31 protein-coding genes and 1 tRNA gene are annotated in these 24,395 nt (G+C 64.8%); 22 read left to right on the plus strand and 10 right to left on the minus strand.

The features are described from left to right. Positions 1 to 139: 139 nt before the first annotated feature. Genes mgrA through IE101_RS11015 form a run of 3 tightly spaced genes read right to left on the minus strand, consistent with a single transcriptional unit; the run spans position 140 to position 3,018 of the window. Positions 140 to 1,186, minus strand: a complete 1,047-nt coding sequence (mgrA, locus tag IE101_RS11005) for an L-glyceraldehyde 3-phosphate reductase (RefSeq protein WP_189633888.1) — start codon at positions 1,184 to 1,186, stop codon at positions 140 to 142. 60 nt (positions 1,187 to 1,246) lie between these two features. Beyond that, a complete protein-coding gene (locus IE101_RS11010; RefSeq protein ID WP_229804114.1) occupies positions 1,247 to 2,140 on the minus strand; it encodes a DMT family transporter in 894 nt (297 codons plus the stop codon). Next, a complete protein-coding gene (locus IE101_RS11015) occupies positions 2,137 to 3,018 on the minus strand; it encodes a LysR family transcriptional regulator (protein WP_189633889.1) in 882 nt (293 codons plus the stop codon). The genes IE101_RS11010 and IE101_RS11015 overlap by 4 nt, the downstream gene beginning before the upstream one ends. Positions 3,019 to 3,509: 491 nt before the next feature. Between IE101_RS11015 and IE101_RS11020 the strand changes: the two genes are divergently transcribed. The 12 genes from IE101_RS11020 to IE101_RS11075 all read left to right on the plus strand — a co-directional run bounded on the left by IE101_RS11020 (position 3,510) and on the right by IE101_RS11075 (position 12,096). After that, complete coding sequence (locus tag IE101_RS11020) at positions 3,510 to 3,995, plus strand: hypothetical protein (protein WP_189633890.1); 486 nt, start codon at positions 3,510 to 3,512, stop codon at positions 3,993 to 3,995. A 259-nt stretch (positions 3,996 to 4,254) separates the two neighbouring features. Then, positions 4,255 to 5,772: a signal recognition particle protein gene (ffh, locus tag IE101_RS11025; protein ID WP_189633891.1), complete on the plus strand. Its 1,518-nt coding sequence runs from the start codon at positions 4,255 to 4,257 to the stop codon at positions 5,770 to 5,772. An 8-nt stretch (positions 5,773 to 5,780) separates the two neighbouring features. Further along, a complete protein-coding gene (locus tag IE101_RS11030) occupies positions 5,781 to 6,077 on the plus strand; it encodes a chorismate mutase (RefSeq protein ID WP_189633892.1) in 297 nt (98 codons plus the stop codon). Between the two features lie 50 nt (positions 6,078 to 6,127). Then, entirely contained in the window at positions 6,128 to 6,481 is a 354-nt protein-coding gene (gene rpsP / locus IE101_RS11035) for a 30S ribosomal protein S16 (protein ID WP_189633893.1), read from the plus strand. Positions 6,482 to 6,495: 14 nt separating this feature from the next. Beyond that, entirely contained in the window at positions 6,496 to 7,128 is a 633-nt protein-coding gene (gene bluB, locus IE101_RS11040; RefSeq protein ID WP_189633894.1) for a 5,6-dimethylbenzimidazole synthase, read from the plus strand. 1 nt (position 7,129) lies between these two features. Continuing rightward, positions 7,130 to 7,645 (plus strand): ribosome maturation factor RimM, encoded by a 516-nt coding sequence (gene rimM / locus IE101_RS11045; RefSeq protein ID WP_189633895.1) that lies wholly within the window; start codon positions 7,130 to 7,132, stop codon positions 7,643 to 7,645. 64 nt (positions 7,646 to 7,709) lie between these two features. Then, a complete protein-coding gene (locus IE101_RS11050; protein ID WP_189633896.1) occupies positions 7,710 to 8,630 on the plus strand; it encodes a hypothetical protein in 921 nt (306 codons plus the stop codon). After that, complete coding sequence (locus IE101_RS11055; protein ID WP_189633897.1) at positions 8,620 to 9,417, plus strand: hypothetical protein; 798 nt, start codon at positions 8,620 to 8,622, stop codon at positions 9,415 to 9,417. Before IE101_RS11050 ends, IE101_RS11055 begins: the two co-directional genes overlap by 11 nt. A gap of 38 nt (positions 9,418 to 9,455) precedes the next feature. Further along, on the plus strand, positions 9,456 to 10,298 hold the full coding sequence (gene trmD / locus IE101_RS11060; RefSeq protein ID WP_189633898.1) for a tRNA (guanosine(37)-N1)-methyltransferase TrmD: 843 nt from the start codon (positions 9,456 to 9,458) through the stop codon (positions 10,296 to 10,298). Between the two features lie 245 nt (positions 10,299 to 10,543). Next, positions 10,544 to 10,918, plus strand: coding sequence for a 50S ribosomal protein L19 (gene rplS / locus IE101_RS11065; RefSeq protein WP_189633899.1), 375 nt, complete (start codon positions 10,544 to 10,546; stop codon positions 10,916 to 10,918). An 11-nt stretch (positions 10,919 to 10,929) separates the two neighbouring features. Then, positions 10,930 to 11,151, plus strand: coding sequence for a 50S ribosomal protein L31 (rpmE, locus tag IE101_RS11070; RefSeq protein WP_189633900.1), 222 nt, complete (start codon positions 10,930 to 10,932; stop codon positions 11,149 to 11,151). A 135-nt stretch (positions 11,152 to 11,286) separates the two neighbouring features. Then, positions 11,287 to 12,096, plus strand: coding sequence for a division plane positioning ATPase MipZ (locus IE101_RS11075; protein ID WP_189633901.1), 810 nt, complete (start codon positions 11,287 to 11,289; stop codon positions 12,094 to 12,096). Here IE101_RS11075 and IE101_RS11080 read toward each other — a convergent pair. Next, on the minus strand, positions 12,065 to 12,229 hold the full coding sequence (locus tag IE101_RS11080) for a hypothetical protein (protein ID WP_189633902.1): 165 nt from the start codon (positions 12,227 to 12,229) through the stop codon (positions 12,065 to 12,067). The genes IE101_RS11075 and IE101_RS11080 overlap by 32 nt on opposite strands. A gap of 166 nt (positions 12,230 to 12,395) precedes the next feature. On the opposite strand from IE101_RS11080, the gene IE101_RS11085 reads away from it, so the two are divergent. After that, on the plus strand, positions 12,396 to 13,904 hold the full coding sequence (locus IE101_RS11085; protein WP_189633903.1) for a malonate--CoA ligase: 1,509 nt from the start codon (positions 12,396 to 12,398) through the stop codon (positions 13,902 to 13,904). A 3-nt stretch (positions 13,905 to 13,907) separates the two neighbouring features. Here IE101_RS11085 and IE101_RS11090 read toward each other — a convergent pair whose 3' ends face one another. Beyond that, positions 13,908 to 14,246, minus strand: a complete 339-nt coding sequence (locus tag IE101_RS11090) for an ArsR/SmtB family transcription factor (RefSeq protein ID WP_189633904.1) — start codon at positions 14,244 to 14,246, stop codon at positions 13,908 to 13,910. A 203-nt stretch (positions 14,247 to 14,449) separates the two neighbouring features. On the opposite strand from IE101_RS11090, the gene IE101_RS11095 reads away from it, so the two are divergent. The 5 genes from IE101_RS11095 to IE101_RS11115 all read left to right on the plus strand — a co-directional run bounded on the left by IE101_RS11095 (position 14,450) and on the right by IE101_RS11115 (position 17,036). Next, complete coding sequence (locus IE101_RS11095) at positions 14,450 to 14,800, plus strand: AtpZ/AtpI family protein (RefSeq protein WP_189633905.1); 351 nt, start codon at positions 14,450 to 14,452, stop codon at positions 14,798 to 14,800. Beyond that, positions 14,797 to 15,567: a F0F1 ATP synthase subunit A gene (locus tag IE101_RS11100; RefSeq protein ID WP_229804115.1), complete on the plus strand. Its 771-nt coding sequence runs from the start codon at positions 14,797 to 14,799 to the stop codon at positions 15,565 to 15,567. Before IE101_RS11095 ends, IE101_RS11100 begins: the two co-directional genes overlap by 4 nt. Positions 15,568 to 15,615: 48 nt before the next feature. Next, positions 15,616 to 15,858: a F0F1 ATP synthase subunit C gene (locus IE101_RS11105; protein WP_189633906.1), complete on the plus strand. Its 243-nt coding sequence runs from the start codon at positions 15,616 to 15,618 to the stop codon at positions 15,856 to 15,858. A gap of 78 nt (positions 15,859 to 15,936) precedes the next feature. Beyond that, positions 15,937 to 16,473 carry a F0F1 ATP synthase subunit B' gene (locus IE101_RS11110; protein ID WP_189633907.1) on the plus strand — a complete coding sequence of 179 codons (537 nt, stop codon included), beginning with the start codon at positions 15,937 to 15,939 and terminating at the stop codon, positions 16,471 to 16,473. Positions 16,474 to 16,478: 5 nt separating this feature from the next. Then, on the plus strand, positions 16,479 to 17,036 hold the full coding sequence (locus IE101_RS11115; protein ID WP_189633908.1) for a F0F1 ATP synthase subunit B: 558 nt from the start codon (positions 16,479 to 16,481) through the stop codon (positions 17,034 to 17,036). A gap of 52 nt (positions 17,037 to 17,088) precedes the next feature. On the opposite strand, the gene IE101_RS11120 is transcribed toward IE101_RS11115, so the two are convergent. From IE101_RS11120 to IE101_RS11130, 3 genes are all read right to left on the minus strand, one after another. Further along, entirely contained in the window at positions 17,089 to 17,856 is a 768-nt protein-coding gene (locus IE101_RS11120) for an FCD domain-containing protein (protein ID WP_189633909.1), read from the minus strand. A gap of 106 nt (positions 17,857 to 17,962) precedes the next feature. Further along, complete coding sequence (locus IE101_RS11125; protein ID WP_229804116.1) at positions 17,963 to 18,616, minus strand: YiaD family glycine zipper/OmpA-like lipoprotein; 654 nt, start codon at positions 18,614 to 18,616, stop codon at positions 17,963 to 17,965. A gap of 107 nt (positions 18,617 to 18,723) precedes the next feature. After that, positions 18,724 to 19,605 (minus strand): methylated-DNA--[protein]-cysteine S-methyltransferase, encoded by an 882-nt coding sequence (locus tag IE101_RS11130; protein WP_189633910.1) that lies wholly within the window; start codon positions 19,603 to 19,605, stop codon positions 18,724 to 18,726. Between the two features lie 104 nt (positions 19,606 to 19,709). On the opposite strand from IE101_RS11130, the gene nth reads away from it, so the two are divergent. After that, positions 19,710 to 20,354 carry an endonuclease III gene (nth, locus tag IE101_RS11135; RefSeq protein ID WP_189633911.1) on the plus strand — a complete coding sequence of 215 codons (645 nt, stop codon included), beginning with the start codon at positions 19,710 to 19,712 and terminating at the stop codon, positions 20,352 to 20,354. Next, complete coding sequence (locus tag IE101_RS11140) at positions 20,351 to 21,343, plus strand: adenosine kinase (RefSeq protein WP_189633912.1); 993 nt, start codon at positions 20,351 to 20,353, stop codon at positions 21,341 to 21,343. The genes nth and IE101_RS11140 overlap by 4 nt, the downstream gene beginning before the upstream one ends. A 77-nt stretch (positions 21,344 to 21,420) precedes the next feature. On the opposite strand, the gene IE101_RS11145 is transcribed toward IE101_RS11140, so the two are convergent. Next, entirely contained in the window at positions 21,421 to 22,071 is a 651-nt protein-coding gene (locus IE101_RS11145; protein ID WP_189633913.1) for a ribonuclease T2 family protein, read from the minus strand. Between the two features lie 127 nt (positions 22,072 to 22,198). Here IE101_RS11145 and IE101_RS11150 point away from each other — a divergent pair, with 127 nt between their 5' ends. Next, positions 22,199 to 22,942: a DUF1013 domain-containing protein gene (locus IE101_RS11150; protein ID WP_189633914.1), complete on the plus strand. Its 744-nt coding sequence runs from the start codon at positions 22,199 to 22,201 to the stop codon at positions 22,940 to 22,942. A 63-nt stretch (positions 22,943 to 23,005) separates the two neighbouring features. Here the strand turns inward: IE101_RS11150 and IE101_RS11155 are convergent. Further along, positions 23,006 to 23,081 (minus strand) — tRNA-Arg (locus IE101_RS11155). Positions 23,082 to 23,352: 271 nt separating this feature from the next. On the opposite strand from IE101_RS11155, the gene IE101_RS11160 reads away from it, so the two are divergent. Further along, positions 23,353 to 24,387, plus strand: coding sequence for a LacI family DNA-binding transcriptional regulator (locus IE101_RS11160; protein WP_189633915.1), 1,035 nt, complete (start codon positions 23,353 to 23,355; stop codon positions 24,385 to 24,387). Positions 24,388 to 24,395: the final 8 nt, after the last annotated feature.

Genomic DNA, 24,395 nt, shown 5'->3' on the forward strand with positions numbered 1-24,395 from the left:
GGGGTTGCCACCGCCGTTTGGCAGAGCCTGCACGCGAGGGTCCATGCTCTGGACCTTTCGTTCATATCTTAACGGTAGGTGCCATTTTGCCCCGGCTTGGCCCGCCCCGTTGCACAAGCGCGCGGGGGCGGACAAAGAGTCAGGCCGACTCGGACGATCGGGCCCAGAGGTTGATGTCTTCCTCTTGGGCAATGCGGTCGATTTCGGCCAGTTCCTCGGCGGTGAAATCAAGGTTGCCGATGGCGCCCGCGCAATCGACCACCTGTTCGGGCTTTGAGGCGCCGATCAGTGCCGTTGTGATGCCGCCCTCGCGCAGCACCCAGGCAATGGCCATCTGGGCCAGCGTCTGGCCGCGCTTCTGGGCCAGCGCATCCAGCGCCCGCACGCTTTCCAGCGCGCTGGGGGTGATCGTCGCCGGGTCAAGCGATTTGCCCTGCGCAGCTCGGCTCGTTTCGGGAATGCCGCCCAGGTATTTCTTGGTCAGAATGCCCTGCGCCAGCGGCGTGAAGGCGATTGACCCCACCCCCAGTTCGGCCAGCGTGTCCTTCAGCCCGTCATGTTCCACCCAGCGGTTCAGGATATTGTAGCTGGGCTGATGGATCAGCAGCGGCGTGCCGAGATCCTTGAGGATGGCCACCGCCTCGCGCGTGCGCTGGCTGTTGTAGCTGGAGATGCCGATATAGAGCGCACGCCCCGACCGCACGATATGATCCAGCGCCATCATGGTTTCTTCCAGCGGCGTTTCCGGGTCGAAACGGTGCGAATAGAAGATATCGACGTAATCCAGCCCCATGCGCTTCAACGACTGGTCGCAAGAGGCGATCAGGTATTTGCGGCTGCCCCATTCGCCATAGGGGCCGGCCCACATGTCATATCCGGCCTTGGAGCTGATGATCAGCTCATCCCGATAGCCCGCGAAATCCTGTTTCAGGATCTGGCCGAAGGCCTCTTCGGCGCTGCCGAAAGGGGGGCCGTAGTTGTTGGCCAGGTCGAAATGCGTGATGCCAAGGTCAAAGGCCGTCTGGCAGATCGCGCGTTTGGTCTGATGCGGCGTGTCCTCGCCGAAATTGTGCCACAGGCCGAGGCTGACCGCAGGCAGTTTCAGCCCTGATTTGCCGCAGCGGCGGTAAACCATCTTGTCGTAGCGATCCTCGGCGGGGATGTAGCGTTTGGGGAAATTGGCCATGGTGTCCTCCCTTTCCTGCCCTGTTGATAGCGGTATCAGCGGCGCTGGCAAGCGGGCGCGTCAGGCATGGCCTTCATCCTTGAGAAGAAGCCCGAGCGCCCCCATCGTCAGCGCCACCCCGATCAGCACTTGAGCCGGCGGCACCGCGCGGCCAAGCGCGATTTCCCACAGCAAGACCCAGCTTGGCACCAGATAGGTATAGGCCATGACCTTGGCCGCAGGTAGGCGCAGCGTGGCGAATTGCAGCAGGACAAAGGTCATCGCGCTGGCGGCGACGGCGACATAAACCAGACAGATCCAGACGATCGCGGGCAGGGCAGGCCAGTCGGTTTCCAGCACGCCACGCCACCCATAGAGCGTGAGAAGGCCCAACCCCGCCACCATCATCCCGAAGGTAAAGACGACCGCAGGTTCGCCCCGGTTCAGCCGCCGCACCATCGGCGCATAGATCGCATGGGCCAGGCAGCCCCAGAAATAGATCGCCTCACCCCGTCCGATCTGCAGCCGCAGGATGGCTGCCGGATCACCGCGGAAGATCACCCAGACCGCCCCCGCCGCCCCGATCACGAGCGCAAGCGCCATGCGCGCCGTCAGCCGCTGCCGCAGCAACAGCCAGCCGAACCCCGCTGCCATGACCGGGGTCAGCGTGAACACGGCCGCCGCAGGCACTGGGGCTGCGGTTTTCAGCCCCTCGAACATCAGCACGAAATAGATGGCGAGCAACCCGCCCAGCACCAGATAGCGCCAAGGCGCCTGCCAGGCGCTGCGCTGCACCTTGCCGCTGGCAAAGGCCGCAGCCCCGACCAAGGCGCCCGCCAATGCGAAACGCGGCACGGTCAGCGCTGCGGGGGCGATATGCGGCGCGGCCATCGCGCCCAGCGAAAACGACCCCGCCACCAGCGCCGAAAAGGCCAGCATCGCCAGATGCCCCGCCTGATGAGGGCGAAGGGTCATACCTCGGACCAGCCCGCCGTCGCGCCGCGCAGATGCGCCAGGAAGCTTTGCACCTTCAATGTGCGGTGCAGATCGACGTGGGTGACCAGCCAGAGCGGCGCCTCCCAATCCGGCTGGGGGGGCATGACCTCGATCAGGTCGGGGTGGGTCGCGGCAAGGCGGGCGGGCATGAAGCCGATCCCCAGCCCCGCCAAGACGGCCTGGATATTCGATTCCGGATCGGTGGCGCGGAAGGTGATCGCCTCATCCGGCACCTGCGCGCGCAGCCAGCGATAGAAGGGCGCGCGCGAATCCGGGTTGTCGGTGCCGATGAAGCGGTGGCGGTGGAATTCATCCGTCGCCAGCGGCACGTCATGGGCATCGGCGTAGCAGCGCGCGGCATAAAGCCCATAGCGCAACCGGGCGAGGGGCTGGACCACGTAATCAGGTTCCTGCGGCTGCGTACCCGCGCGGATCGCGACATGCGCCTCGCCATAGTCCAGCCGGAAGACGCGCATGTCGGTCAGGAAACGGATGATGACCTGCGGATGCGTCCGCTGGAAGCTGCCGAAGACGGGTGCCAGCAGATCGGCGATGCCGGTGATCGAAGTGACCAGCAATTCGCCCGATACCACCTCACCCTGGCCCTTGATGCGGCTCGCAAGCTGGGCGAACTGATCCTCGGTTGATTGGGCCACGGTCAGCAGATCGCGCCCGGCCTCGGTCGGGGTATAGCCGCGGGCATGGCGCTGGAAAAGCTTGGTGCCCAGCCGTCGCTCCAGCGCGTCGATATGGCGGATCACTGTCGCGTGGTGCACACCCAGCACCTCGGCCGCGCCAGATACGGTGCCCAGCCGGGCCACCTGAAAGGCGGTGCGGATTTCGTCCCAGTTATCCATCGTTTCCTCCGTCGTCGTCCCCAGCTTACGCCTGCCAACCGCCGCGGCAAGGGCATCCTACGTCGGGGGGTGGCCCTTTCTGTCGCCCCGCATTGTCACGCCGCCGTTACAAGACGTGAGCTATGCCTAATCTGCGGGGGCAGGGCTGCGCGGGGTGCAACCCTGCGCTGAGGCCGCCCCCGGTTTGCGGCACTTGCGCGTCCGCGCGCGCGAGCACACGCGCGTGCATGCGAAAACACCGGCTGGCGGCGGGAAGGTCAATGCGCCTCCCGTCACGTTTGCCTCACAGCACGATCACAGGCGCGTGTTGTTCGCAAATCTGCCAGTCGATGTGCAAAATGTTGAAATTACATCGGAAAATTTTCGACCCTATCTCCCTATCACCGAAGCGGCGGTGGTTGATGAAACGCCGCCGACGGACCGGGACGGAAGATCCGCCCGGTGCGACAACCCGCCCGGCTGAAACAGCGGGCAACCCTGAGGAGACGAAGATGTCTGTCAAACTTACCCTTTCCGCCCTTGTCGTGGCCCTGTCGGCTGGCGCAGCCCTTGCCGGTGTGCCGCAGAACGGGTCGGATCAGCTGTCGCTGATCGCCGGTGTCGAACCGGGCACCCTGTCGAACACCGAACTGAACCGCCTGATCGAGGCCAAGCGCGACAATGATGCCCGGGAAGTGGCCTTCATCCTGTCGAAGGCCGGTCAGCGCAGCGGCCCGGTTGCCGGTGACGCCCAGACCGCCGCCCTTCTGGGCGTGGAAGCCGGCCGCTTCACCGCTGCCGAGCTGCAGATCCTGACCGAAGCCCGTCGCAACGACGATGCCCAGACCGTCGCCTGGATCCTGTCGGGTGACAACCGTCAGGGTGAAGCGGAAACCGCCTCGGTTGGCAAAGCCCAGCTGGCGGCCATCCTCGGCGTGGATGCCAACCAGTATTCGCTGGCCGAACTGACCGCGATTGCCGCGGCCCGCAACGACTGATGGTCCTTGCCCACCGACCGGGGCGGCCGCTCCCGCAGCCCCGGTCGTCTTTGCGATCTGCCGCCGCTTCCCGTGAAGCTGGCGGCTTTTCGTTGACTCCGCCCCGCATTCGGACTATCCGACCCGTGAAATCCCCGGAGGCACATGCTTCCGGTCCCATCGCTTATGCGGGGATCGCCATCCGTCAGCGCGTTGCGCCCACGGGTGCGAAACCGCTTGGAACAACCCGTGGCCCCCGGGCCGGTCGAGGAGAAGTCGCATGTTCGAATCCCTTTCCGAACGCCTTGGCGGTGTCTTTGACCGGCTGACCAAACAGGGTGCGCTGACCGAAGCCGATGTGGATACCGCCCTGCGTGAAGTGCGCGTGGCCCTGCTTGAGGCCGATGTCTCGCTGCCGGTTGCGCGCGATTTCATCAAGGCAGTCAAGGGGAAAGCCACTGGCCAGGCCGTGACCAAATCGGTGACGCCGGGCCAGCAGGTCGTCAAGATCGTGCATGACGAACTCGTCCGCACCCTGACGGGCGAGGGCGAGCCGGACGCGCTGAAGATCGACAATCCGCCCGCGACCATCCTGATGGTCGGTCTGCAGGGGTCGGGGAAAACCACCACCACCGCCAAGCTCGCCAAGCGCCTGAAAGAGAAGAACGGCAAGAAGGTTCTTCTCGCCTCGCTTGATACCCAGCGCCCCGCCGCGATGGAGCAGCTGGCGATTCTGGCTGGCCAGATCGGCGTGGACAGCCTGCCCATCGTGAAGGGCGAAAGCGCCGTCCAGATCGCCAAGCGCGCCAAGATGCAGGCGAACCTCGGCGGCTATGATGTCGTCTTCCTTGATACCGCAGGCCGTCTGCATATCGACGACGTGCTGATGGACGAAGTGCAGGCCGTGCGCGATATCGCCCAGCCGCGCGAAACCATGCTGGTGGTCGATGGTCTGACCGGTCAGGACGCCGTCAATGTGGCGACCGAATTCAACGCCAAGGTCGGCATTTCGGGCGTGGTGCTGACGCGGATGGACGGCGATGGCCGCGGCGGTGCCGCGCTGTCGATGCGGGCCGTGACCGGCAAGCCGATCCGCTTTGTCGGTCTGGGCGAAAAGATGGACGCGCTGGACGCGTTCGAACCTGAACGGATCGCGGGCCGCATCCTCGGCATGGGCGATATCGTCGCGCTGGTCGAAAAGGCGCGCGAAACCTTTGAGGCCGAACAGGCCGAGCGTATGGCGAAACGCTTTGCCAAGGGTCTGTTCAACATGAACGACCTCAAGGCGCAGCTGGACCAGATGCTCAAGATGGGCGGGATGCAGGGCGTCATGGGGATGCTGCCCGGTATGGGCAAGATGGCCAAGGCCGCCGAACAGGCCGGGTTCGATGACAAGATGCTGCGCCGCCAGATCGCCATCATCAACTCGATGACCAAGAAGGAACGCGCCAATCCCGACATGCTGCAGGCCAGCCGCAAGAAGCGGATCGCCGCGGGCGCCGGGGTCGAGGTCGCGGAACTGAACCGTCTGCTGAAACAGCACAAGCAGATGGCCGACATGATGAAGAAGCTCGGCAAGGGCGGCATGATGAAACAGGCCGTCAAGGCGATGATGGGCGCCAAGGGCGGTGCGATGCCCGACCTTGCGAACATGAGCCCCGAGCAGATGGAAGAAGCCGCCCGCGCCATGAAGGCCGGGATGGGCGGCGCCGGAATGCCGGGTCTGGGGGGCTTGGGCGGTCTGCCGCGCGGCATGTCGTTGCCCTCGGGCCTGTCCGGCCTGATGAAGAAGAAGTGATCCCCGCCATGACCGATGCCACCATCCGCGCGGCCGAGATCCTCAAGGAACATCGGGAAAGCATCGACCGGCTCGATGCGATCCTTGTCTACACGCTGGCCGAACGGTTCAAGCACACCCAGGCGGTGGGCCGACTAAAGGCCGCCCATGATCTGCCGCCGTCCGATCCCAAGCGCGAAGAGCGCCAGATCGAACGGCTGGAGCGTCTGGCGAAGGAAGCGGATCTTGATCCAGAATTCGCCAAGAAATTCCTGAACTTCATCATTTCCGAAGTCATCAGGCATCACGAGAAACTGCAAAAGTGACCCTATCCCGGCGGGTTCGCCCGCCAAACCGGACTTAAAGGAGAAAACCCATGTCCATGAAAATCCGTCTGGCCCGTGGTGGTTCGAAAAAGCGCCCGCACTACTCGATCGTCGCTTCCGACTCGCGCATGCCGCGTGACGGCCGCTTCATCGAGAAGCTGGGCATCTACAACCCGCTTCTGGCCAAAGACAGCGAAGATCGCGTGAAGCTGAATGTCGAGCGCGTCCAGTACTGGATCTCGCAAGGCGCCCAGCCGACCGACCGCGTCGCCCGCTTCCTGGAAGCTGCCGGCCTGACCGCCAAGAAGGTCCGCAACAACCCGAAAGCCGCCGTTCCGGGCAAAGCCATGGCCGAGCGCGCTGCCAAGAAAGCTGCCCGCGCTGCTGCGCCGGCCGAAGAATAATCTTCGGCCCTGCCATGCAGGGGCAATTCGGCCCGGAATTCCGGGCGGAACTGGCCGATCTGATGCGGTGGCGGCGCGATGTGCGCCACTTCCGCACCGATCCCGTGGAGGCAGCGGTTCTTGACCGCTGCCTTCAGGCATTTGCGATGGCCCCTTCGGTGGGCCTGAGCGAACCCTGGCGGTTGCTGCGCGTGGAAAGCGCTGCGGCCCGTGCCGCCGTGACCCAGAATTTCGAAGCCACCAACGCCGAGGCGCTTGCGACCTATGACGCTGACAAGGCGGGGCTTTATGCCCGGCTGAAACTGGCGGGCCTGCGCGAGGCGCCGGTGCATCTTGCGGTGTTTTGCGATGATGCCACGCCCAAGGGCGCGGGGCTGGGTGCGGCCTCGATGCCGGAAACCCGTGCCTATTCGGTGGTGGGGGCCATCACGCTGTTCTGGCTGATGCTTCGGGCCGAGGGGCTGGGTCTGGGCTGGGTGTCGATCCTTGATCCCGACCGTCTGGCCCGCGATCTGGCAGCGCCCGAAAGCTGGCGCTTCATCGGCTATCTCTGCGTGGGGCGCCCCGAGGAAGACAGCGACACCCCGGAACTTGCCCGCATCGGCTGGGAAGCCCGCGCGCCCGAACTCATCATGGAGAGCCGCTGACATGACTGCCGACAAGGAAGAGCGCATCTGCGTGGGGGCCATTGCCGGGGCCTTCGGCGTGCAGGGTGAAGTCCGCCTCAAAAGCTTCTGTGCCGAACCCACCGCGATTGCGGAATATGGCCTGCTTTATACCGAAGATGGCAGCCGCAGCTTCAAGGTCCGTCTGACCCGCCCGCTGTCGGGGGGGCTGGGCGCGCGCTTGTCGGGCGTGGCCACCAAGGAAGAGGCCGATGCCCTGAAGGGCACCAACCTTTACGCCGACAAGTCGCGCCTGCCCAAACTGCCGGATGATGAATACTATTACGCCGATCTCATCGGGCTTGAGGTCCGTGATCCCGGCGGGGCCGTGATCGGCAAGGTCGCGGCGGTGCATAACCACGGCGCGGGCGATTTGCTCGAAATCCGTGGCCCGGCGCTGAAGGAAACGCTGCTGCTGCCCTTCACGCTGGCCAATGTGCCGACGGTGGACATTGCCGCCGGGGTTTTGGTCGCAGACCTGCCCGAAGGGCTGGACTAAAGCCGGATGACAGGCCAGTCTGCGACCCAATAGAATGGCGCAAGCCACAAACAAGGGCAGAGAAATGAGTAACCGCCTTCGCGCCATGCAAGGGGCCGTCGGGCTGCTGTATCTTGGGCCGCTTCTGGCGGGGCTGGGCGGTTTCGACTGGGTGATCGTGCCGGTCTTTACCCTGATCTTCCTGCTGTGGCTGTTGGCGATGCGGCCCGATGAATGGCCGCGCAGCCCCGCCGAATGGCAAAGCCCCGATGCCTGGATCGCGCTTCTGATGCGGGTCGTGGTGCAGTTCGCACTTGTTGCCCTGTGCTTTGCCATCGGGCGGGGGCTGGGTGGGGTTGTCGCGGCGGATCTGCCGATGCCCGTGATGCTGCCCATCGGGCTGTCGCTGGTGGCGGTGCCGCTGGCGCGTCTGTTCTGCCCGCCGGGCCAGATGGCCGAGATGACCTTGTTCCTTCACGATGCCGCGGACCAGGTTGAGGCAACCGCAACGCCGGACGCCGATGCCGCCGCCCGTGCCGCCCGTCGCCTGCTGGCCGAGCGGTTGACCCAACCTCTTGCCGATCTTGGCGCCGCCACCCGGCAGGAAACCATCGCCGCGCATCTGCATGCTCTGGAAGCCCACCTTCCGGCCGAGGATCTGTATGAGGCGCTTCAGGCGCGGCTCGCAGGGGCTGACCGTGCCTCGGTGTTGCGGCGGGCCTTCATCCTGCATGCGACCTCGCCCCTGACGGTCGAGGCCTGCCCCGGCCGCGCGACCCCGGTCAAGGCGCTGCAGGCCACCGAGGCGGACCCGGACCTGCTGATCCTATTCGCGCGCCGCTGCATCGAGCTTTTGGAACATCACGCCGATGCCTGGGGCGAATGTCCCAACGAACAGGCACTTGAGGCCGCCCGCCTTGGAACGCCCCCCGAGGTGGATGAGCTTCTGTCCCGCCTGATCGCACAAAGCCGCGCCCTTGCGCCCCTCGCCGCAGATGGGCGCTGAACCCCGGATCATCCTGCATTCCGGCCTGCACAAGACCGGAACCACCTCGGTTCAGGCGGCCTTGCGCGCCCATGCCGGGGTGCTGGCGCCGCTCTATCAGGTGCAGCTGAACGCGGGGCCGTTGCGCATTGTGGCCGAGGCCGCGCGGCTGTGGTCGGCGCAGCCGCGGCCCATGGCGATGCGGGTCTATCGGCGGGCGCTGCGTACCTGGGTGCAGGGTCTGGACCTCGCGCCAGGGCAGGGGTTGATCCTGTCGTGCGAGGATCTGTCGGGCCATATGCCCGGCGCGCGCGGGGTGACCAGCTATGAGGCCGCGCCCCGGCTTGCCGCCGAACTGGCGCATCAGCTTCGGGCGCGCTTCCCGGACCATGCGCTGTGTTTCGTGCTGGGTACGCGGGCGCCCGAGGGCTGGCTGCGGTCCTTGCACTGGCAGCAGGCCAAGCATCACCATATGGTCGAAAACGCCGAAGCTTTTGCCGCGCGGCTGCGGGAGGCCGCGGATTTTACCACGCTTCTGGCGCAAATCGGGGCAGCGACCCAGGCCCCGGTGATCGGCGCGGCCCTGGAACGGCACGGGGCGCGCCCTCTCGGCCCGGTCGAGGCGATCTATGATCTGGCCGACCTGCCCGCCGATCTGCGCGCTGCACTGCCGCCCGTCACCGCCGCCAACCGCGCGCCCGTCGCCGATCTGGCGGAGGCCTTCGTCGCGCTGAACCGGCAGGACATGCCGCCCGAGGCCCGCGTCGCCGCCAAGGCCGCCCTGCTGGCCGCCGCCGCCACGCAATAGGCTTTGCCGTAGCGCGCGCATTGTCCTAAAAGCCGCGCATGAGCGATGAAACCACCCGTCCCGAAGATCAGCCCGCCCCCCGTGGCCCGCTGAAAAGCCATGGCCGCCTGTCGATTTCAGCGAGCCTCAAGCCGCGCGACCTGATGGCGCCGCAGCGGGTGCGCGGGGCGTGGTGTGCCAAGATCATCACCCTGTTCCCCGAAGCTTTCCCCGGCACGCTCGGCCTGTCGCTGACGGGCAAGGCGCTGGACATGGGCCTTTGGGCACTGGAAACGCTGGACCTGCGTCCCTTCGGCGAAGGCAAGCATCGCAATGTCGATGACACGCCCGCAGGCGGCGGGGCAGGCATGGTGCTGCGGGCCGATGTGGTCGCCAAGGCGCTGGATCAGGCCGCCGTCGGCACGCCACAGAATCGCTCGCGCTGGCCGGTCGTCTTCCTGTCGCCGCGGGGCCGTCCCTTCACGCAGGCCCGCGCGCAGGCCTGGGCGCAGGCCGATGGCCTGACCCTGCTTTGCGGCCGGTTCGAGGGCGTGGACCAGCGCGTGATCGACCACTACGGTATCGAAGAGGTGAGCCTTGGGGATTTCGTGATGACGGGGGGGGAGATTGCCGCGCAGGCGATGATCGACGCCACCGTCCGGCTGATCCCAGGCGTTCTGGGCAACCATGCCTCGACCGAGGAAGAAAGTTTTGCCGATGGTCTTCTGGAACATCCGCAATACACCCGCCCTGCGGTCTGGGAAGGGCGGGAAATCCCCGCGATCCTGCAATCGGGCAACCATGGCGCCATCGAGAAATGGCGCCGGGCCGAGGCCGAAAAGCTGACTGAGGCGCGTCGTCCCGATCTTTGGGCCGCCCATCAGGCGCGCAAGCCCCGCTGACCGCCGCGCACCCTTGACCGAAAGGCCCCCGGCCCCTATACGCCCCCTGTCCGGGGTATTCGCCCAACGGACCCGATTCCTTTTTGCCTGACGCCCGAATTCTTCGCCGGTGCGTGGCCTTGGGGGCGGAAGACAAAACGTCGGTTCATCTCCGGCGGGCGCGCGTGTCGCGGACCCGATCGAAGACCAGGAGCTCTGGAGCGACATCACCTCTGCGGAATACCGCGGGCACAAAGGAGACAGCGATGAACCTGATCGCACAACTCGAGGCCGAGCAAATCGCCGCCCTCGGCAAGACCATCCCGGATTTCAAAGCCGGCGACACCATCCGCGTCGGCTACAAAGTGACCGAAGGCACCCGTTCGCGCGTGCAGAACTACGAAGGCGTCTGCATCGGCCGCAAGGGCGGGGCGACCATCTCGGCGTCGTTCACCGTGCGCAAGATCTCGTTCGGCGAAGGCGTGGAGCGTGTGTTCCCGCTCTACTCGACCAACATCGACTCGATCGAAGTCGTGCGTCGTGGCCGCGTCCGTCGCGCCAAGCTGTACTACCTGCGTTCGCGCCGCGGCAAATCGGCCCGTATCGCCGAAGTCACCAACTACAAAGAAAAATCTGAGTGAGGATTGGCGCCATGAAACAAGGCATCCACCCCGACTACCACTTCGTCGAAGTGAAAATGACCGACGGCACCACCTTCACCACCCGCACCACCTGGGGCAAGGAAGGCGACACGCTCGCGCTCGACATCGATCCGCTTTCGCATCCCGCTTGGACCGGCCAGACCGCCAAGCTGATGGACACCGGCGGCCGCGTGTCGAAGTTCAAGAACAAATACGCCGGTCTGGGCTTCTGATCCCGGCCAAATGGCTTGCAAAAGGGGCGTGCTGCGGCGCGCCCCTTTTCATTTCCGAGGGGTAATCGGCGCCTTCCTGCTTCCCTCCGTGCGGGCTGCCGCTTATGAAGGCGGTAAAATGTCGGGGAAGGTCGCATGGCTCACATCATCGTGTTCGGCAACGAAAAGGGCGGTTCGGGCAAATCCACCACCTGCATGCATGTCGCCACGGCGCTGGCCCGGCTGGGGCATCGTGTGGGCGGGCTCGATCTGGACGTGCGTCAGCGCAGCTTTGGCCGCTACATCGAAAACCGCCGCGCCTGGATGGCCCGCAACGAACGCGACCTGCCGACCCCCGATTACCGCGAGCTGCCCGAGATTGACCCGGCGACGCTGCAGCCCAATGAAAACCCCTTTGACGCGCGCCTGTCAGCCGCCGTTTCGGCGCTGGAGCCGCATAGCGATTTCATCGTGATCGACTGCCCCGGTTCGCACACGCGGCTGAGCCAGGTGGCGCATAGCCTTGCCGACACGCTGGTCACCCCGCTGAACGACAGTTTTGTCGACTTCGACCTGCTGGCCCGGATCGACCCGGAAACCAACAAGGTGAAGGGGCCGTCGATCTATTCGGAAATGGTCTGGAACGCGCGGCAGCTGCGGGCGCAGGCCGGGCTGAAGCCGATCGACTGGATCGTGCTGCGCAACCGTCTGGGTGCGCAGCAGATGCACAACAAGAAAAAGGTCGGCGCCGCCCTGGAGGATCTGTCCAAGCGCATTGGGTTCCGCGTCGCGCCCGGCTTTACCGAACGTGTGATCTTCCGCGAGCTGTTCCCGCGCGGCCTCACGCTCCTTGACCTCAAGGATACCGGTGTCGATCAGCTGAACCTGTCGAACATCGCTGCCCGGCAAGAGGTGCGCGATCTGATGACCGAACTCAGGTTGCCGGGTGTGACCGTTGGCTTCTGAAGGGTGATCCCTTCGGCGCCAGCCGGTTGCGGCCACGCATCCGGCGCAGGCGCGCTTCGAACAGATCCTCGGTTACAGCCTCGGCGGCGGGTGTTTTGCGAAAGCGGCCCAGCAGGCGGAACATGAAGCTCATCGCGGTTCTCCTCGTTCGTGCCCGATCAGGGTCGAGTCAAAGAACGGCGAAAATGCGGCATTCGCGCGTTGGTTGCGCGGTCGGTCGCGTGGTTTTGCGGAAAAACTGTTTCTGTGCTTGAGAGGATGGGTCGCCCCGTGGCAGGACAGGCGGGTCGGAGGACCCTATGCCCAATACCCTGTTTGACGCGCTTTTTGCCCCGCTTGCCACCCGTGACGATGATTTCCTGATCCTGCCCGATGGCGGCACGATCACCGGGCGTGCCTTTCTGGCCATGGTCGCGCGTCAGGCCCATGCGCTGCGGGCGGCGGGGTTGGGCGTGGGCGACCGCATCGCCGTGCAGGTGGCAAAATCGCCAGAGGCGCTGGCGGTTTATGGTGCGGCCGTGGCGCTGGGGGCGATCTTCCTGCCGCTGAACACCGCCTATACGGCCGAGGAGGTGGACTATTTCCTCGGCAATGCCACCCCGCGCATCTTTCTGTGTGATGGCGCCCGCCGCGCGGCGCTGGAAGGGGTCGCCGCCCGGCATGGCGCGCAGGTTCTGACGCTGAACGCCGATGGATCAGGCAGTCTGACCGAGGCCGCAGCGGGGCAGGGGGCCGAGATCACGCCTGCCGACCGCAGCCCCGAAGATCTGGCGGCCTTTCTTTATACGTCTGGCACAACGGGGCGGTCGAAGGGGGCGATGCTGACCCATCGCAACCTGCTGTCCAATGCCGAGGTTCTGGTCGATCTCTGGCGCTTTACCGATCAGGACGTGCTGCTGCATGCGCTGCCGATCTTTCACACCCACGGGCTGTTCGTCGCCTCGAACATTTCGCTGCTGACGGGCGGGAAGATGATCTTCCTGCCGGGGTTCGATCTGGACACCGTGCTGCGGCTGCTGCCGCAGGCCAATACGATGATGGGGGTGCCGACCTTCTACACCCGGCTGCTGGATGATCCGCGCTTTGACCGGGATCTGGTGGGGCACTTCCGGCTGTTCATTTCCGGCTCAGCCCCGCTGCTGGCCGAAACCCATCAGGCGTTTGAGGCGCGGACGGGTCATCGCATCCTGGAACGCTATGGGATGACGGAAACCAACATGAACACCTCGAATCCCTATGACGGCGATCGCCGCGCGGGCACGGTGGGCTTTCCGCTGCCGGGGGTGGAGCTGCGGGTGATGAAGGGCGACACCGAATTGCCGCAGGGCGATGTCGGCGTGATCGAGGTGCGCGGCCCCAATGTCTTCAAAGGCTATTGGCAGATGCCCGAAAAAACGCGCGAGGAGCTGCGTCCCGACGGTTGGTTCATCACCGGCGATCTGGGGCGGGTGGATGCGGACGGCTATGTCCAGATTGTCGGGCGGGCCAAGGATCTGGTGATCTCGGGCGGGTTCAACATCTACCCCAAAGAGGTGGAACTGCTGCTGGATGAGGTGCCGGGCGTGCTGGAAAGCGCGGTGATCGGTGTGCCGCACCCGGATTTCGGCGAGGCGGTTTTTGCCGTGCTGGTCGCGCAGAAGGGGGCAGAGCTATCGGCGGATGCCGCGCTGGCCGCGATCCGCGACCGGCTCGCGCGGTTTAAGCAGCCCAAGGCCGCCGTCGTGGTGGCGGCGCTGCCGCGCAATACCATGGGCAAGGTGCAAAAGAACCTGCTGCGCGATCAGTATCGCGACTGGTTCACGCGCTAAGGGTCACTCTTCGACCGGGTCGTCGCGCAGCTCGGTTTCCAAGAACCGCTCCAGCGCATCCAGATCGACCGGGTCGAACTGCCCGAAGCCCTGCATCCAGACCGAGGCGGGTTTCAGCGCGTCGGGTTCCAGCTTGCACCAGATCACCCGGCCCCGCCGTTCGCGGCTGATCAGCCCGGCATCGGCCAGCACCTGAAGGTGCTTCGAAATCGCCGCAAGCGACATCTGGAAAGGCTCGGCGACATCGGTGACCGCCATGTCGTCTTCCAGCAGCATCGACAGGATCGCGCGGCGCGTCGGATCCGCGAGGGCGGCGAAGATGGGGCTGATCGGATCGGTCATGCGGCATCCTTGGCTGACCCGGCCTTCATCGTCAACTGATCGGTTGAATATCCTTCACGGCGGCGTGACGGCCAAAATGGGGCAGGAAGGGTGCAAGGAATTTCATAAACCATTGTTTTGCAAGGATTTGAATCGGATCATCTGGCTTGACTCAGTGCCGCCCCCTGCGTAGGTTCCGCCCGACTGTTCAGGGGGCGTCAAAAATGGCTCAGGAACCGGATCCGGACCGGCTCCGCGCACTCGAAGCGCGGATATCGGAGGTGAAGGGCGCCAAGGCCAAGACCTCTGATGCAGGCAAGAATTTCTCGCAGGGCGAAGTGGCCTGGCGGATGGTGATCGAGCTGACCTCGGGGATCATGATCGGGGGCAGTATCGGATACGGGCTGGATTGTGTGTTCAGCACGCGTCCCATCTTCCTTGTGGTCTTCATCCTGCTCGGCTTTGTGGCCGGCATCCGCACCGTCATCGGCACTGCCCGTGACCTGCAGGAACGCCAGCTCCGGGCTATGCAAGCGCAGACACAGGCGGACAAATCCGCCGGAACCGAAGGATGAGAGACGTGGCCGAGACCGGTTTTGCAATTCACCCGATGGACCAGTTCATCGTGAAGCGGTTCTTCTGCGATGCCGCCCATGCTGATTGCACCTCGAACATCCAGTGGTTTGAAATCACCAATGTCACCGTCTGGATCGGCCTGACCGTTCTGGCGATCATTGCGCTGATGGTTTTCGGGTCGCGCGGCCGCGCAATCATCCCGTCGCGCATCCAGTCGGTCGGCGAGATGATCTACGGCTTCATCTACAAGATGGTCGAAGACGTGACCGGCCATGACGGCGTCAAGTACTTCCCCTTCGTGATGACGCTCTTCCTGTTCATCCTGTTCGCGAACCTCCTCGGCCTCATCCCGATGAGCTTCACCACCACCAGCCACGTTGCCGTGACCATCACGCTCGCCCTGCTGGTGTTCCTGGGTGTCACCCTGCTGGGCCTTGCCAAGCAAGGGATCGGCTTCCTGGGCATGTTCTGGGTTTCGTCGGCCCCGCTGGCCCTGCGCCCGGTGCTGGCCATCATCGAAGTCATCTCGTACTTCGTGCGCCCCGTCAGCCACTCGATCCGTCTTGCCGGCAACCTGATGGCTGGCCACGCCGTGATGAAAGTGTTCGCGGGCTTCGCCTCGATGGCCGTCATCTCGCCGGTGGCCGTGGGCGCCGTGACCGCGATCTACGGTCTGGAACTGCTGGTGGCCGTCGTCCAGGCTTACGTTTTCACCATTCTGACCTGCGTCTACCTGAAAGACGCGGTGGGCGGCGCCCACCACTAAGGTCCGAACCTCAACCAACCCATCTCGCTATCCCTAAGGAGAGAAACTATGGAACAAGTCGCTGAACTCGCGCTCATGGGCAAGTACATCGGTGCTGGTCTGGCTGCCATCGGTCTGGGCGGCGCTGGCATCGGCGTGGGCAACATTGCCGGCAACTTCCTGGCTGGCGCCCTGCGTAACCCCTCGGCCGCTGCTTCGCAGACCGCAAACCTCTTCGTCGGCATCGCTTTCGCCGAAGCTCTGGGCATCTTCTCGTTCCTGATCGCCCTGCTGCTGATGTTCGCCGTCTGATCCTGACGCTTCCCAGCTTCTCGGCCGGGTGGGCGTCCTGCCCCCCGGCCAAGTGTTTGACGGACGTGAGGAAACAACATGGCGACCGAAGCGCATGATGCGGCGGCTGGTGCGGCGGGTCACTCTGCCGGTATGCCGCAGCTCGACATCTCGACCTGGGCGAACCAGATTTTCTGGGTCCTGGTCGCGCTTGTCGTGATCTATTTTGTGTTGCGCCTCGTGGCGCTGCCCCGGATCGGGGCAGTTCTGGCCGAGCGCAGCAGCACCATCACCAACGACCTTGCTGCGGCTGAAGAGCTGAAGCAGAAGGCGGTCGCCGCCGAGAAGGCCTATAACGAGGCGCTGGCCAAGGCCCGCACCGATGCGGCCCGTATCGTCGCCGAGGCAAAGGCTGCCATCCAGGCCGACCTCGACAAGGCAACGGCGGCTGCCGATGCTGAAATCAGCGCGAAAGCCGCGCAATCGGAAGCCCGCATTGGCGAAATCCGTGCTGGCGCGCTGGACAGCGTGACCGAAGTCGCCAAAGAGACCGCGAAGGAACTCGTGGCTGCTCTGGGTGGCAAGGCTGATGCCGCCGGTGTCACCGATGCCGTTTCGGCCCGGCTGAAGGGGTAAGGGACATGAAAAAACTGACCCTCATCGCTGCTGCCTTGCTGGCCACCCCGGCCGCGGCTGCAACCGGCCCGTTCCTGTCGCTTGGCAATTCGAACTTCATCGTTCTGCTGGCGTTCATCCTGTTTGTCGGCATCCTTCTGTTCCTGAAGGTTCCGGCGAAACTGGGTGGTCTGCTCGACGCCCGTGCGGCGGCGATCAAGGCGGAACTGGAAGAAGCCAAGGCGCTGCGTGAAGAAGCGAAGTCGATCCTGGCTTCCTATGAGCGCAAGCAGAAGGAAATGCTTGAGCAATCCGAGCGGATCGTGACCGCAGCAAAGGCCGAGGCCGAAGCTGCTGCTGCGGCCGCGAAGGAAGAGCTCAAGGTTTCGATCGCGCGCCGTCTGGCCGCCGCGGAAGAGCGTATTGCTTCGGCCGAGGCCGCTGCCGTGCGCGAAGTGCGTGAGCGTGCCGTGGACGTGGCGATTGCCGCTGCTGCCGACGTGCTTGCCAAGCAGATGGACGCGCAAGCGGCCGCTGCCTCGATCGACGCGGCCATCGCGCAGGTCGAAGCCAAGCTGCACTGATCTTCGCCCTTACCGGCAAGATGAAACCCCGGCCTCGGCCGGGGTTTTTCTTTTAGCGGTTGCGCTCGTGTTCGATACGCTGGCGGGCCACGGCCTCATTCCGGTCGGCGCGGGCCTGTTCGACCAGCGCGGTTTCGACGTAATCCATATGGGCACTGATGGCCGCGCGGGCGGCCACCGGATCGCGGGCCTGCAGCGCCTGATTGATGGCCCGGTGCTGATCCAGCAGCATGTCGCGGGTCATGCGATTGCGGAACATCATCTGCCGATTGTAGAAGACCCCCTGCCGCAGCAGATCGAACATCGACCGCATCATGTGCAGCATGATGACATTATGGCTCGCCTCAATGATCGCCATGTGAAATTGCGCATCCAGAGCCGCCTCATCCGACGGATCACGCTTCTGGTGCGCGGCCTCCATCTTGTCAAAGATCGTCTGGATCACGGCGAGGTCGGTATCCGACCCCAGTCGCGCCGCGCGTTCTGCGGCAAGACCCTCCATATCCCTGCGGAAAGAGATATAGTCCTGCACCGCCTCATCATGGGTGGCGAAGAGTTCGACCAGCGCGGGGGAAAAGGCCGACCCCAGCACCTCGGCAACAAAGGCCCCGGCCCCGGGGCGCGTGATCAGCAGGCCCTTTCGCTCCAGATACTCCAGCGCCTCACGCAGCGAGGGGCGTGATACGCCCATCCGGTCGGCGAGATCCCGTTCTGCGGGCAGGCGTTCACCGGGCCGCAGGATGCCGCGCAGGATCAGAAGCTCAATCTGCCGGGCCACGGCATTTGACAGTTTTTCGGATGCGATCTTTTCGAATGGCATGAGGACCCCCGGCGTATCGGTCAGAAAATATGACCGCTGCCTTTGCGCCGCAATGAAAAAGGGGCGCATCCTGCGATGCGCCCCCGGAAGGCTGGTGGTCGTCCGATCAGCGGGTCGGAACGATGATGATTTCCACGCGGCGGTTCTGCTGCTTGCCGGCGGCGGTGAGGTTCGAGGCGACCGGCTGTTCCTCGCCGCGGCCATAGGCTGACAGGCGCCCGGCGGGCACGCCAGAGGCCATCAGCACATCGCGCACGGCGACGGCGCGGCGTTCCGACAGCGACTGGTTATAGGCCGCCTCGCCATCCGAATCCGTGTGGCCGACGATTTCGATGCGGCTGTTCGGGTAGCGGACAAGGTTCTGGCCGATGGCCTGCAGATTGTACTGCTGATCCGGGCGCACCATGAAGCTGTCGGTGGCGAACAGGATGTCCTGACCCATGGTCACGTTGATGCGGTCGCCGTTGTTCACGACCGAGGCATTGCCCCCGAGTTGCTGACGCAGTTCCGCGGCCTGTGCATCCAGCGAGCTGCCGATGGCCCCGCCCGCAGCCGCGCCGATGGCCCCGCCGATCACGGCCTTGGCCAGACGGTCATCCCCGCCCGAGGTCGCACCGATGGTGGCCCCGATCAACGCACCGGTCAGGGCGCCGCCCTTGGTGCGGGCATTCGGGTCATCATATTGATAGGGGTTCTGCACGCAGCCTGCGAGAAGCGCGATTCCGGCAACGCCGAGAATAAGGGGTGCTTTGAAAGCCATGATACTGCCTCATTGAAGTTCAGGCCCCTGCGGGCCTTTCCCGCAGCATACAGCAGCAACGCAGCAAAGCGGAATTCGTTGCATGCGTTTCAGCAGATTTTTGCCCATCACGATTCCGAAAGGAACACCTCCTGCGCCTCATGGCGGGCGGATTCCCACGCAAGAATGGCGCGCTTGACCGGCAGGCCCCAGTGATAACCGCCGAGGCCCCCCGATTTTCGCAGCGCGCGGTGGCAGGGGATCAGCAGGCTGATGGGGTTACGCCCCACGGCGGTGCCCACGGCGCGCACGGCGGTGGGGTGGCCGATGTGGCGAGCCAGATCGGAATAGGTGGTGACATGCCCCGCGGGGATGGCAAGCAGCGCCTCCCAGACCTTGATCTGGAAGGGCGCCCCGATCAGCACAAGCGGCGCCGATCCTGCGCCAAGGGCGGCCTCGACCCAAGGGCGCAGAAAATTGGCGTCTTCGACGTATTGCGCCTTGGGCCAGCGGCGGCGCAAATCCTCCATCGTCCAGTCGGGGCCGAACTCGGCGGCAAAACCGATGCCGCAGATGCCGCGATCGGTGCCCATGACCAGCGCCGGGCCGAAGGGGCTGGGAAACCAGCCCCAACGCAGGGTCAGCCCTGCGCCGCCTTGGGCGTACTCGCCGGGCGTCATCGCCTCCCACCGCAGGAAGAGGTCATGCAGCCGCCCACCCCCGCTGAGGCCGACCGTGAGGCTCGTCTCCAAGGTGCTGTGCCGGGCCGCGAGCAGCCGCCGCGCGTGATCCAGCGTCAGATATTGCTGATAGCGCTTCGGGCTGACCCCCACCCATTGCGAGAAGACGCGCTGGAAATGCGCCGCGCTCATCCCCATGTGCGCGGCGAGCGCTTCAAGCGTGAGGTCGGGGCCGCCCGCATCGATCGCGGCCAGCGCGCGGGCGATCAGCTGGTAGTGATACGACCCGGTCTGGGCATCCGTTGCGGGCGGGGGGGCGATGTCGGTCATGCCGGGTCTCCTTTCCGGTCACACTAGGCCGCAAATCCGCATCGGGCGACCCGGAAGCTGCGGCTTCGCTTGCACGGGGGAATATGCAGCCGTTAGGAAGCATCATGGCCAAGCAACTTGATTACCACACCATCCACGAGATCTTTCGCCGGTTCCAGGCCCAGGAGGCCGAACCGAAGGGCGAGCTGCACCATGTGAACGCCTATACGCTGCTGGTCGCGGTCGCGCTGTCGGCGCAGGCGACCGATGCGGGGGTGAACAAGGCGACGCGACCCCTGTTCGAAATTGCCGATACGCCGCAGAAGATGCTGGCGCTGGGGCTTGAGGGGCTGACCGAGCAGATCAAGACCATCGGCCTGTTCCGGCAGAAGGCCAAGAATGTGATCCGCCTCTCGGAGATTCTGGTCGAGCACTATGGCGGCGAGGTGCCCTCGAGCCGGGCTGCGCTGCAATCGCTGCCGGGGGTGGGGCGCAAGACGGCCAATGTGGTGCTGAACATGTGGTGGCACATCCCCGCGCAGGCGGTGGATACGCATATCTTCCGCGTGGGCAACCGCACCGGCATTTGCCCCGGCAAGGATGTGGACACGGTGGAACGCGCCATCGAAGACCATATCCCGGCTGAATTTCAGCAGCACGCGCACCACTGGCTCATCCTGCATGGCCGGTATATCTGCACGGCACGCAAACCCCGCTGCGGTGATTGCCTGATCCGGGATCTGTGCCCCTTTGAGGAAAAGACCGAATGAAGAAGTTCCAAGTCGTCGGCATCGGGAATGCCATGGTCGATGTGCTGTCGCATGCCGAAGACAGCTTCCTTGCGGCGCAGGGGATCGGCAAGGGCATCATGCAGCTGATCGACATGGACCGCGCCGTCGCGCTCTATGACCGGATCGGCCCCGCGAAAGAGATTTCAGGCGGATCGGCCGCCAACACCATCGCCGGGATCGCGGCGCTGGGGGGGCGGACGGCCTATGTCGGCAAGGTCAAGGATGACCAGCTGGGCCGCATCTTCGCCCATGACCTGCGGGCGCAGGGGGCGGTGTATGAAACAAGCTTCGCCCCGCGGGACAGCGTGCAGGAAACCGGCCGCTGTATCGTGATCGTGACGCCCGATGGTGAACGGTCGATGAACACCTATCTCGGCTGGTCGGAATTCCTGTCGCCCGCCGATATCGACGACGCCCAGATGGCCGATGCAGAATGGATCTACCTGGAAGGCTACCGCTTTGACGGGCCGGAAAGCCATGCCGCCTTTGCCAAGGCGATTCGCGCCTGCAAGGCCGGGGGGGGCCGGGTTTCGGTCACGCTGTCGGACCCGTTCTGCGTGGAGCGCCACCGCGATGCCTTCCGCAAGATGATCCGCGAGGATGTGGACCTGCTGTTCGCGAACAAGGCCGAGATCCTGTCGATGTATCAGACCGAGGATTTCCACGCCGCGCTGAAGGCTGCCGCCGCCGAGGTGGAGATCGTGGCCTGCACCGAGGGTGATCAGGGCGCGCATGTGCTTGCCGGGGGCGGGCATTGGCATGTTCCGGCGGTGCCGACGCAGATCGTGGATGCAACCGGGGCAGGTGATCTGTTTGCTGGGGCCTTCCTGTGGGGGATCACCAATGGCCACAGCTATGAAATGGCAGGGCGGATGGGATGCGTTGCGGCCTCGGAGGTGATCAGCCACATCGGCGCGCGGCCCGAGGCCGATCTGGCCGCGCTGTTCCGCAGCCACGGGCTGATCTGACGGGTGGCGCCGTCCGGCTCAGGCCCCGCGGGCCATCGCCGGACGGCATTGCCATGGACACCGGTGCCACCTGCGCGTCAGCGGACCGGGGTCAGCACCGCGTCCTTCAGGCGGCAGTCGCGGATGACATCGGGGCCGCAACGGCGCGGCTGCAGATCGCGGGTCAGGCAGATGCGGACCTCCTGGATCATGTCCGCGTCACAGGTGACGGTGATCTGATCGGCGGCAAGCTGCGGATTTACCTCAAGAAACGCGTCCTCCACGACCGAGGCGGGCAGTTCCAGTCGCCGGTTCAGCCCCTGCAGTACGGGCGGGATTTGCACCGTGGCAAAGGCGCGGCGCAGCGTGGCGTAATAGGACTGCGGCGCCAGGCCCGCGCAGCGCCCGTGTTTCTTCCACTGATACCAGGCCAGCCCGCCCGAGCCCATCAGATCGGCCATCGCCGCACTTTCGGCCCGTGTGGGGTCCCGTTCGCCGGTGCGACAATAGGAGGGCCAACCCTCTTCGAACTGGGGCCAGAGGCCGTGGAGCGTGAAACTGCGCCCCACACCCGCGCGGCATTCGGCCTCATCGCGGGCGTCGCCTTCGCGGGCGCACCAGTTGGGCGACCAGCTGAGCGCCATCACGTAATAGTCGAAATTGCCCGCGCGTTCGCCTTCGGCCCGCAGCGCGGCAGGGGGCAGGACCAGCACGAAGGCCATGAGCATGGCCCCAATAATCACACGCATTTTCTCTTTCCTCCGGGGCGGAAATGGACTAAGGAAGCCTCTGAAATCCCCGAAAACGTGGAATTCGCGGCCGAAGGGCTGCTGCCGTTTTCCCGGCACGGGAGAGATTTGTAAAGGAGTGATCCTGATGTCGAAACCGCTTATGGCCAAGGCCACCGCCGTCTGGCTGGTGGACAACACGACCCTCACCTTCCGGCAGGTTGCGGATTTCTGCGGCATGCACGAGCTTGAGGTTCAGGGCATTGCCGACGGCGACGTGGCGGCCGGGGTCAAGGGATTTGACCCGATTGCCAACAACCAGCTGGACCCGATCGAGATCGAGAAGGGCCAGAAGGATCCGTTCTACAAGCTGCGTCTGAAGCACAACCCCGCCGCAGTGGGCGAGGAAAAGCGCCGCGGCCCGCGTTACACCCCGCTCTCCAAGCGTCAGGACCGTCCGGCCGCCATTCTGTGGCTGGTCAAGTTCCACCCGGAGCTTTCGGATGGCGCCATCGGCAAGCTGGTTGGCACGACCAAGCCGACCATTCAGGCCATCCGCGAACGCACGCATTGGAACATCCAGAACATCGCCCCGATCGATCCGGTGGCGCTGGGTCTTTGCCGCCAGTCCGAGCTTGATTCGGCCGTGCAGGCCGCCGCGCGCCGCAAGGCAGCCGAGGGTGGCGTGATGTCGGATGACGAACGTCGCAAGCTGGTGTCGACCGAGCAGTCGCTGGGCATGGCGACCGAACCCAAGATGTCGGACGCGCTGTCGGGCCTTGAGGCCTTCACCGAGGTGGAGCGTGAAGAGGCCCCGGCGGATTATTCCGATGCCGACAGCTTCTTCAACCTGCCGCATGGCGATGACGACGAAGACGAAGACGATAACTGAGACCCGAAACCCCGGCCCTGCGCCGGGGTTTTTCGTTGGGTGCTGCGCTTTCGGGAAACGCGCTGGTGACCCCGGATGGATTCGAACCATCGACCTGCCGCTTAGGAGGCGGCCGCTCTATCCCCTGAGCTACGAGGCCGGACCAGCGCCATCTTCTTGCGGCCAAATTCCGGCAGGTGCAACTGTTTCCCGCAGGAAGCGCATGTCACGACCGATCTGGATGCGAAGATCAAGTCCGGGGGGAGTGAAATTTGGCCCACCACTCCCCCCGCCATTCCCTCGCGCCAGTTGAGAGCTTGCAGGCGCGCTGGAGGTCTTGATAGCGCTAACAGTAGCAGAAGATCGAGGCTTGGACAAGGGGCTGCTTTGGCGCTAACAATGGGAAAACGACCGAAACAAGGGGTCTGCCCGTGACCAAGCCGCCCGCCACCGAACCCCGCCGGACCCTGACGCTGCGCGATGTCTCCGAGGCATCGGGCGTCAGCGAGATGACGGTCAGCCGGGTGCTGCGCAACCGCGGCGATGTATCTGACACGACACGGGAAAAAGTGCTGATCGCTGCCCGCAGCCTTGGTTATGTGCCCAACAAGATTGCAGGTGCCCTGGCGTCGCAGCGCGTCAATCTGGTCGGGGTGATCATCCCCTCGATGTCCAACATGGTCTTTCCGGAAGTGATGATGGGCATTTCCGAGACGCTGGAAGATACCGGGCTGCAACCGGTGGTGGGAATCACCAATTATTCGCCCGAACGCGAAGAGGCGGTGCTTTATGAAATGCTTAGCTGGCGCCCTTCGGGGGTGATCATCGCGGGGCTGGAACATACCCCCGCCTCGCGCGCGATGCTGGAAAGTGCGGGAATCCCCATTGTCGAGATCATGGATATCGACGGTGAACCCGTGGACAGCGCCGTCGGCATTTCGCATCTGCGGGCCGGTCTGCAGATGGCCGAGGCCATCGTGGCCGCCGGGTATCGCCGCATCGGGTTCCTTGGCACCAAGATGCCCGAGGATCACCGCGCGCGCAAACGCCTGGAGGGTTTCCGCGAGGGGCTGCGCCGTGCCGGGCTGGAGCTGGCGGATGAGGAATATTACGCGGGCGGTTCGGCCCTGATGAAAGGCCGCGAGATGACCGAGGCGATCCTGCGGCGGACGCCGGATCTCGATTTCCTCTATTACTCGAATGACATGATCGGGGCGGGGGGGCTGCTCTGGTGTCTCGACAACGGGGTGGATGTGCCGAATCGGCTGGGTCTGGCGGGCTTCAACGGGGTTGAGCTTCTGGACGGTCTGCCGCGCAAGCTGGCCACGATGGACGCCTGCCGCCGCGAGATCGGTATCCATGCCGCCGAGATCATCGCCGGCAAGCGCCCCTCGGGTGTGGTGGGCGGGGAACGGATCGAACTGTTCCCGACGCTGCAGCCGGGCGACACCATCCGCAAGGTCTGATGCCGCCC

The sequence above is a fragment of the Gemmobacter lanyuensis genome (assembly GCF_014652355.1).
Taxonomy (GTDB): domain Bacteria; phylum Pseudomonadota; class Alphaproteobacteria; order Rhodobacterales; family Rhodobacteraceae; genus Gemmobacter; species Gemmobacter lanyuensis.

Bases quoted from the DNA above. Each gene is read 5' to 3' on its own strand.
- mgrA (WP_189633888.1), bottom strand. From the start codon at position 1,186: ATGGCCAATTTCCCCAAACGCTACATCCCCGCCGAGGATCGCTACGAC.
- IE101_RS11010 (WP_229804114.1), bottom strand. From the start codon at position 2,140: ATGACCCTTCGCCCTCATCAGGCGGGGCATCTGGCGATGCTGGCCTTT.
- IE101_RS11015 (WP_189633889.1), bottom strand. From the start codon at position 3,018: ATGGATAACTGGGACGAAATCCGCACCGCCTTTCAGGTGGCCCGGCTG.
- IE101_RS11020 (WP_189633890.1), top strand. From the start codon at position 3,510: ATGTCTGTCAAACTTACCCTTTCCGCCCTTGTCGTGGCCCTGTCGGCT.
- ffh (WP_189633891.1), top strand. From the start codon at position 4,255: ATGTTCGAATCCCTTTCCGAACGCCTTGGCGGTGTCTTTGACCGGCTG.
- IE101_RS11030 (WP_189633892.1), top strand. From the start codon at position 5,781: ATGACCGATGCCACCATCCGCGCGGCCGAGATCCTCAAGGAACATCGG.
- rpsP (WP_189633893.1), top strand. From the start codon at position 6,128: ATGTCCATGAAAATCCGTCTGGCCCGTGGTGGTTCGAAAAAGCGCCCG.
- bluB (WP_189633894.1), top strand. From the start codon at position 6,496: ATGCAGGGGCAATTCGGCCCGGAATTCCGGGCGGAACTGGCCGATCTG.
- rimM (WP_189633895.1), top strand. From the start codon at position 7,130: ATGACTGCCGACAAGGAAGAGCGCATCTGCGTGGGGGCCATTGCCGGG.
- IE101_RS11050 (WP_189633896.1), top strand. From the start codon at position 7,710: ATGAGTAACCGCCTTCGCGCCATGCAAGGGGCCGTCGGGCTGCTGTAT.
- IE101_RS11055 (WP_189633897.1), top strand. From the start codon at position 8,620: ATGGGCGCTGAACCCCGGATCATCCTGCATTCCGGCCTGCACAAGACC.
- trmD (WP_189633898.1), top strand. From the start codon at position 9,456: ATGAGCGATGAAACCACCCGTCCCGAAGATCAGCCCGCCCCCCGTGGC.
- rplS (WP_189633899.1), top strand. From the start codon at position 10,544: ATGAACCTGATCGCACAACTCGAGGCCGAGCAAATCGCCGCCCTCGGC.
- rpmE (WP_189633900.1), top strand. From the start codon at position 10,930: ATGAAACAAGGCATCCACCCCGACTACCACTTCGTCGAAGTGAAAATG.
- IE101_RS11075 (WP_189633901.1), top strand. From the start codon at position 11,287: ATGGCTCACATCATCGTGTTCGGCAACGAAAAGGGCGGTTCGGGCAAA.
- IE101_RS11080 (WP_189633902.1), bottom strand. From the start codon at position 12,229: ATGAGCTTCATGTTCCGCCTGCTGGGCCGCTTTCGCAAAACACCCGCC.
- IE101_RS11085 (WP_189633903.1), top strand. From the start codon at position 12,396: ATGCCCAATACCCTGTTTGACGCGCTTTTTGCCCCGCTTGCCACCCGT.
- IE101_RS11090 (WP_189633904.1), bottom strand. From the start codon at position 14,246: ATGACCGATCCGATCAGCCCCATCTTCGCCGCCCTCGCGGATCCGACG.
- IE101_RS11095 (WP_189633905.1), top strand. From the start codon at position 14,450: ATGGCTCAGGAACCGGATCCGGACCGGCTCCGCGCACTCGAAGCGCGG.
- IE101_RS11100 (WP_229804115.1), top strand. From the start codon at position 14,797: ATGAGAGACGTGGCCGAGACCGGTTTTGCAATTCACCCGATGGACCAG.
- IE101_RS11105 (WP_189633906.1), top strand. From the start codon at position 15,616: ATGGAACAAGTCGCTGAACTCGCGCTCATGGGCAAGTACATCGGTGCT.
- IE101_RS11110 (WP_189633907.1), top strand. From the start codon at position 15,937: ATGGCGACCGAAGCGCATGATGCGGCGGCTGGTGCGGCGGGTCACTCT.
- IE101_RS11115 (WP_189633908.1), top strand. From the start codon at position 16,479: ATGAAAAAACTGACCCTCATCGCTGCTGCCTTGCTGGCCACCCCGGCC.
- IE101_RS11120 (WP_189633909.1), bottom strand. From the start codon at position 17,856: ATGCCATTCGAAAAGATCGCATCCGAAAAACTGTCAAATGCCGTGGCC.
- IE101_RS11125 (WP_229804116.1), bottom strand. From the start codon at position 18,616: ATGGCTTTCAAAGCACCCCTTATTCTCGGCGTTGCCGGAATCGCGCTT.
- IE101_RS11130 (WP_189633910.1), bottom strand. From the start codon at position 19,605: ATGACCGACATCGCCCCCCCGCCCGCAACGGATGCCCAGACCGGGTCG.
- nth (WP_189633911.1), top strand. From the start codon at position 19,710: ATGGCCAAGCAACTTGATTACCACACCATCCACGAGATCTTTCGCCGG.
- IE101_RS11140 (WP_189633912.1), top strand. From the start codon at position 20,351: ATGAAGAAGTTCCAAGTCGTCGGCATCGGGAATGCCATGGTCGATGTG.
- IE101_RS11145 (WP_189633913.1), bottom strand. From the start codon at position 22,071: ATGCGTGTGATTATTGGGGCCATGCTCATGGCCTTCGTGCTGGTCCTG.
- IE101_RS11150 (WP_189633914.1), top strand. From the start codon at position 22,199: ATGTCGAAACCGCTTATGGCCAAGGCCACCGCCGTCTGGCTGGTGGAC.